Genomic DNA, 5,635 nt, shown 5'->3' with positions numbered 1-5,635 from the left:
AGCGGATCTGCCGGAGCTGCCCTGTTCGGTACGAGTGCCTGGCCGACGCGCTGGACAACCGGATCGAGTTCGGTGTGTGGGGCGGCACCCCGGCCGGCGCCGTCGAGCAGCGCCCGGGCCAGTCGTGGGTGCGCCCCGGCCGCGGCGATCGACCGCCCCCGCGTCGTGATCCGACCATCGACGTCGACAGCGCCCAGGGTTTCCAGGGTGTCCCGGGCCACCGTCATCGCGGCGGCCGGCGGCGGGTCGGGCAACGCGAGCCCGACACCGTCCGGTCGGCCCCAGGCGGCCAGCTCCAACGCGAAGCCGGTCAGGTCGGCGGTGGCGATCTCCGGCTCGGCGCGGGCGGGCAGCCGCTCGTGGGTCGCCGCCGACCAGCAGCGGTAGACGTACCCGGGGGCCTCCCGGCCGGCCCGGCCGGCGCGCTGCGTGGCGGCGGCGCGGGAGACCGGCACGGTCACCAGAGCGCCCAGCCCACGGGCCAGGTCGATCCGGGGCACCCGGGACAGCCCGGCGTCCACCACGATCCGCACACCCGGGACGGTCAGACTGGTCTCGGCCAGCGCCGTGGCCAGCACCACCCGCCGTCGGTCCCCGCGACGCAGCGCGGCGTCCTGCTCGGCGCCGCGTTGACGACCGTGCAGCGGCAGCAGCGCGACAGCGTCCCGCAGGTCGGCCAGCCGGCCGGTGACCGCGGCGATCTCGCCGGCCCCGGGCAGGAAGACGAGCACGTCGCCGTCGTGCTCGCGCAGCGCCCGCCGGACGGTGGAGGCCACGTGGTCGAGCAGGGTCCGGTCCACCGGCCCGGCCCCGGGCGGGGCGATCTGGCGCGCCGGGGGCACCCAGATCCGTTCTACCGGGTGCAACGCCGAGTCGGCCCGCACCACAGGTGCCGGGGTGGGCCCGCCCAGCAGCGCGGCGAACCGGTCGGTGTCCGGGGTCGCCGACATCGCCAGCAGCCACAGGTCCGGCCGGAGGGTGGCGCGCGCCTCCACTGTGAAGGCCAGCGCGAGGTCGGCGTCGAGTTGGCGTTCGTGGCACTCGTCGAGCAGCACGGCACCCGTGCCGGGCAGCTCCGGGTCGTGGTGCAGCCGGCGGACCAGCAGGCCGGTGGTGACCACCTCGATCCGGGTGGCCGGGCTGACCCGGCGCTCGCCGCGTACCGCGTAGCCGACCCGCTCACCGACCCGCTCGCCGAGCAGCTCGGCCATGCGCCGGGCAGCGGCACGGGCCGCCACCCGGCGGGGTTGGGCGATCACCACCCGACCGGTCACCCGGTCGGCCACGGCCAGCGGCGCGAGGGTGGTCTTGCCGGTGCCCGGTGGAGCCACGAGCACACCGGCGCCGGCCGCGTCGAGTGCCGCGACCAGCGCCGGCAGCACCGGGCGGACCGGCAGGTCAAGGGTTACGTCGGAGAGCACGGCCCAGTCTCGCACCGGGACGGGTGCGTCAGGAGCGACGGACCTCGCCGACGCCGAGCACGAAGGCCCGCCAGGCCGTCGCGCCGAAGGCGAGCACCGGGCCGGAGCGGTCCTTGCTGTCCCGGACGGCGACCTGACCCGCGACTGTCGCGACCTCCACGCAGTTGCCGTTGCCGCTGCTGCGCGTGCTGGTGCGCCAGTCCGCTCGGGTCAGGTCGTACGCCGTCATCCGCGGTACCTCTCGTCTGCGTCGGCGTGCCGCAGAAGCGGTCACGCAAAGTTACGAGAAGCATGCTCAAGACGGGTCATCGACGCCGTCGGATCGAGCGCCATCCGGCACAGCTCCTCGTGCAGAAGGCTATACCCGAGCACATGATCGGCTTCTTCCAGAGCCAGCCCCATCGTGAGGTTATCCAGGTAAACCACTGACGCGTCGGCGGCATCGGCGAAGTTGAGGATCACGTACGGGGTGCTCATCGCGGGATGCCCGCCAGCAGCGAAGGGCAGTACCTGGATTGTCACGTTGGGTAGCTGCGCGATCCGGCTCATGTGGACCAGTTGCTCGGCCATCACCGCGGTGCCGCCGACCGGGCGCAGGAGCACCGCCTCGTTGAGGATCACCGACAGAACGACAGGGTCCTCGCGGCGCAGCACCTCCTGCCGGCGCAGCCGGGCGGCGACCTTGCGCTCCAGACCGTCCTCGCCTGCGGTGCACCGGAAGATCTCCCGGGCGTACGCCTCGGTCTGCAACAGTCCGGGCACCGACTCGGCCTCGTACGTGCGCAGCGCCGCCGCCTCGGCCTCCAGCCCGACGTAGAACTCGAACCACTCGGGGAGCACGTCGCTGTAGTTCTGCCACCAGCCGCGCTGCTGTGCCCCCCGGGCGATCTCGATCAGTGCCTCGGCATCCGAACCGGTCACCTGGTACAGCGCGAGAGCGGCCCGGACGTCGCGGGGTTTGATGCCGATCTGCGCGGTCTCGATCCGGGAGAGGTTGCTCTTCGACATGTCGAGCTGACGGGCGGCCACATCGAGGGTCATGCCCGCGCGTTCCCGGAGCTGGCGGAGTTCCCGGGCGATGCGGCGACGCCGCACGGTCGGGCTGGCGGCGGGTCGGACGGTGGGGGTGGCGGTCACCGTCCGAGTCTGCCACGACAAGATCCGCAGGTCGCAGATGCACGGAGTGCAACTTTCAAATCTGGGAGTTGCGTTGCAGTAGCTGTCGGTGCATCCTTTCCCGGTTGCGAACACTGTGGACACGCCTGTCGGGAGGATCGTTGCTCATCGCCGACGAGTTTTTCCTGATCGCCCACAACGACAGTCGTGGTAAGGCGAAACTGCACCCGGCGGCGACCGGGCTCGGGCTGGCCGGCGGGCTCCTCGGCGAACTGATCCTCTACGGACACATCACTGTGGCGGCCGGCCAGGTCACCGTCATCGACAGGCGTCCGCCAGCCGACGCCCTGGCGCACACGGTGCTGGACCAGCTGATCGGCGAGTCCCAACATCGGGAGTTGCGCACCTGGCTGAGTTTCCTGGCGCAGAGCGCCACGGCGTCGGTGGGAGAACGGCTCGCCCGCGCCGGGGTGCTGCGCCGCCAGGAGAGCCGCCGACTGCTGCGTACCACGGTCAGCTACCTGCCGATCGACCTCAACGCGGTGGCCTGGCCGGCCACCCGCCTCCGGGCCCTGCTGGACCGGCCGGAACCACCGGGCGTGCCGGACGCCCTGCTGCTCGGCCTGGTCGTGGCCGCCGGGCTGACCCGCGAGGTGCTGTGGAGCGCCGGCCCTCGGGCGCACCACCGGCTGAACGTCCTCATCCCCGCGCTGCCGGCCCCGCTCAAGGAACTCGTCGGGCACACCGAGGCCGCCGTCGGCGCCGCAGTGCTGCGCGGCATCCCCTGATCCCCCTCCGGTACCCCCAACCCTCCCCTCGACGATCGGAGTAGTCGTATGCCCCCGACATCGACAGTCGAACGACCCAGCAACGTCTCCGAAGCCCTGGCCCGAGGTCGCCTCGGCATCCCGTCGGTCATCTTCTTCGTCCTCTCCGCCGCCGCGCCGTTGACAGTGGTGGCAGGCGTCGTCACCACCGGCTACGGCGTCATCGGGGTGACCGGAATCCCGCTGGCCTTCCTGCTGATCGCCGCGGTCCTCGCCCTCTTCTCGGTGGGCTACGTGGCGATGTCCCGCCGGGTGGAGAACGCGGGCGCCTTCTACGCCTACATCTCCCGAGGGCTCGGCCGGCCGGCCGGCGTCGGCGCGGCCTGGGTCGCGCTGATCGCGTACAACGCGCTCCAGGTCGGGCTGTACGGCACCATCGGTGCGGCGGCCCAGCCGGTGCTCGACCGGCTCTTCGGCGGACACCCCCACTGGGCCGTGGTGGCCCTGGTGGCGTGGGCGTTGGTCGGCGTGCTCGGCCTGCTCCGGGTCGACCTCAACGGCATGGTCCTGGCCGCGTTGCTGGTCGCCGAGGTCGTGGTGGTCCTCGTCTTCGACCTGGGGCAGCTGGGCAACCCGGCCGACGGTCAGGTCAGCTTCGCCTCGTTCTCGCCGGACAACCTCTTCGTGTCGGGCCTCGGCGCGGTGCTGGTGCTGGCCGTCCTCGGCTTCGTCGGCTTCGAGTCGGCGGTGGTCTTCAGCGAGGAGAGCAAGGACCCGAAGCGGACGGTGCCGCTGGCCACCTACCTCTCGGTGGCAATCATCGCCGGGCTGTACGCGCTGTCGTCCTGGACCATGACGGTCGCCGTCGGGCAGGACAAGATCGTGGCCGAGGCCGGCGCGCAGGGCGTCGAGCTGATCTTCAACCTGGCCGGCGCGCAGCTCGGCGACACGATGGTCACCATCGGGCAGGTGCTCTTCCTGACCTCGGTGCTGGCCGCGATGATCTCGTTCCACAACACCACGGCCCGGTACACGTTCGCGCTCGGTCGGGAGCGGGTGCTGCCGGCGGTGTTCGGGAAGACCTCGGCCCGGACCGGGGCGCCGCGGGCCGCCTCGGTGGCGCAGAGCGTCCTCGGGCTGCTCGTCATCGCGCTGTACGCGGTCAACGGCTGGGAGCCGGTGGTGCAGCTGTTCTTCTGGGTCGGCACCACAGGTGGCTTCGGCGTCCTGTTGCTGATCGCCACCACCTCGGTGGCGGTGATCGCCTACTTCGCCCGCTCCGCCAGCGGCGAGAACCTCTGGCGACGGGCCATCGCGCCCGGCCTGGCCACCATCGCGCTCTTCGTGATCATCTGGTTGGCCGTGTCGAACTTCGCCAACCTGCTCGGTGTCGCGCCGGACTCCCCGCTGCGGTGGGCGCTGCCCGCCGCGTACCCGGTGGCTGCCCTGCTGGGCATCGGGTGGGCCCTGCTGCTGCGCAGCAGCCGCCCGGACACGTACGCCCGGATCGGCCTGGGCGCGGCGAGCGCCGCCGCCGTCACCAGGCCGGAGGCGCCGGCCGCCGTGGAGGTGACCCGATGAGCCTGGTCATCGAGCGGCTCGGGCCGGAGGAGACGTCTCTCGTGGCGGCCCGGATCGCCGAGGCGTTCACCGTCTTGGAAGTGACGTACTGGCTGGTCCCCGACGCGAGCAAGCGGGAGGCCGTGCTGGCCGGGGACTTCGAGATCCTGGTCGAGCACGCGATGCGGCACGGCATGGTCCACGCCACCGAGGACCGGGCCTCGGTGGCGGTCTGGTTTCCGTCGGTCGGTGAGCCGGCGCCGCCGCCGGCGGAGTACGACGCCCGACTGGCCGCGGCCTGCGGCGAGTGGACCGACCGGTTCCAGCACCTCGACGAGCTGTTCGCGGCGCACCACCCGCATCCGGACCACCACCACCTCGCCTTCCTGGCGACCCGGCCCGACCGGCAGGGGCAGGGGTTGGGGAGCGCGCTGATGCGCCACCACCACGCCTGGCTGGACGCCAACGGGATGCCGGCGTACCTGGAGGCGAGCAGCCCGCGTAGCCGGGACCTGTACGCGAAGCACGGCTATCTGGCCGGCGAGCCGTTCCGGGTGCCCGACGGCACGCCGTTCTGGCCGATGTGGCGGGAGCCGGTCGGGCACTGAGCCGGTCGGGCACCGAGTTGGTCAGGTCGACGTGACCAGCACGTGCTGTGGTTGCGCTGTCACGCTCACGTGACAGCACGGACTTGCGACGACACTCATCGCCGTGACGATGCAACCACCACAGCACCCGGGGCCGCCGTACCCGCCGTCGTTCGGCCAGACG

Annotated in this window: 5 protein-coding genes and 2 pseudogenes; 4 read left to right on the top strand and 3 right to left on the bottom strand. The window is 72.3% G+C overall.

Annotation, left to right across the window (positions count from 1 at the left end):
- Nucleotides 1–5 precede the first annotated feature (5 nt).
- Nucleotides 6–50: pseudogene (locus ABZ749_RS27975) on the top strand (WhiB family transcriptional regulator); the annotation flags it as partial.
- 39 nt (nt 51–89) lie between these two features.
- Here ABZ749_RS27975 and ABZ749_RS27970 read toward each other — a convergent pair.
- The 3 genes and pseudogenes from ABZ749_RS27970 to ABZ749_RS27960 all read right to left on the bottom strand — a co-directional run.
- A pseudogene (locus tag ABZ749_RS27970) lies at nt 90–1,421 on the bottom strand (helicase-related protein); the annotation flags it as partial.
- A gap of 28 nt (nt 1,422–1,449) precedes the next feature.
- Nucleotides 1,450–1,650 (bottom strand): DUF397 domain-containing protein, encoded by a 201-nt coding sequence (locus ABZ749_RS27965; protein WP_355007195.1) that lies wholly within the window; start codon nt 1,648–1,650, stop codon nt 1,450–1,452.
- 41 nt (nt 1,651–1,691) lie between these two features.
- Complete coding sequence (locus ABZ749_RS27960) at nt 1,692–2,516, bottom strand: helix-turn-helix transcriptional regulator (RefSeq protein ID WP_357233053.1); 825 nt, start codon at nt 2,514–2,516, stop codon at nt 1,692–1,694.
- 182 nt (nt 2,517–2,698) lie between these two features.
- Between ABZ749_RS27960 and ABZ749_RS27955 the strand changes: the two genes are divergently transcribed.
- Genes ABZ749_RS27955 through ABZ749_RS27945 form a run of 3 tightly spaced genes read left to right on the top strand, consistent with a single transcriptional unit; the run spans nt 2,699 to nt 5,472 of the window.
- Entirely contained in the window at nt 2,699–3,325 is a 627-nt protein-coding gene (locus ABZ749_RS27955) for a GPP34 family phosphoprotein (protein ID WP_357233050.1), read from the top strand.
- A 48-nt stretch (nt 3,326–3,373) separates the two neighbouring features.
- Nucleotides 3,374–4,885: an APC family permease gene (locus tag ABZ749_RS27950; RefSeq protein ID WP_357233048.1), complete on the top strand. Its 1,512-nt coding sequence runs from the start codon at nt 3,374–3,376 to the stop codon at nt 4,883–4,885.
- Nucleotides 4,882–5,472 carry a GNAT family N-acetyltransferase gene (locus tag ABZ749_RS27945; RefSeq protein ID WP_357233046.1) on the top strand — a complete coding sequence of 197 codons (591 nt, stop codon included), beginning with the start codon at nt 4,882–4,884 and terminating at the stop codon, nt 5,470–5,472. Before ABZ749_RS27950 ends, ABZ749_RS27945 begins: the two co-directional genes overlap by 4 nt.
- The last annotated feature ends 163 nt before the right edge of the window (nt 5,473–5,635 follow it).

The organism is Micromonospora sp. NPDC047753 (assembly GCF_040642735.1).
Classification (GTDB): domain Bacteria; phylum Actinomycetota; class Actinomycetes; order Mycobacteriales; family Micromonosporaceae; genus Micromonospora.
The sequence above is the reverse complement of the archived record's forward strand: the minus strand, read 5'-3'. Positions and strand labels throughout refer to the sequence as shown.

Excerpts from the sequence above, each read along its gene's own strand:
- ABZ749_RS27950 (WP_357233048.1), top strand. The coding sequence starts at position 3,374 with ATGCCCCCGACATCGACAGTCGAACGACCCAGCAACGTCTCCGAAGCC.
- ABZ749_RS27965 (WP_355007195.1), bottom strand. The coding sequence starts at position 1,650 with ATGACGGCGTACGACCTGACCCGAGCGGACTGGCGCACCAGCACGCGC.
- ABZ749_RS27945 (WP_357233046.1), top strand. The coding sequence starts at position 4,882 with ATGAGCCTGGTCATCGAGCGGCTCGGGCCGGAGGAGACGTCTCTCGTG.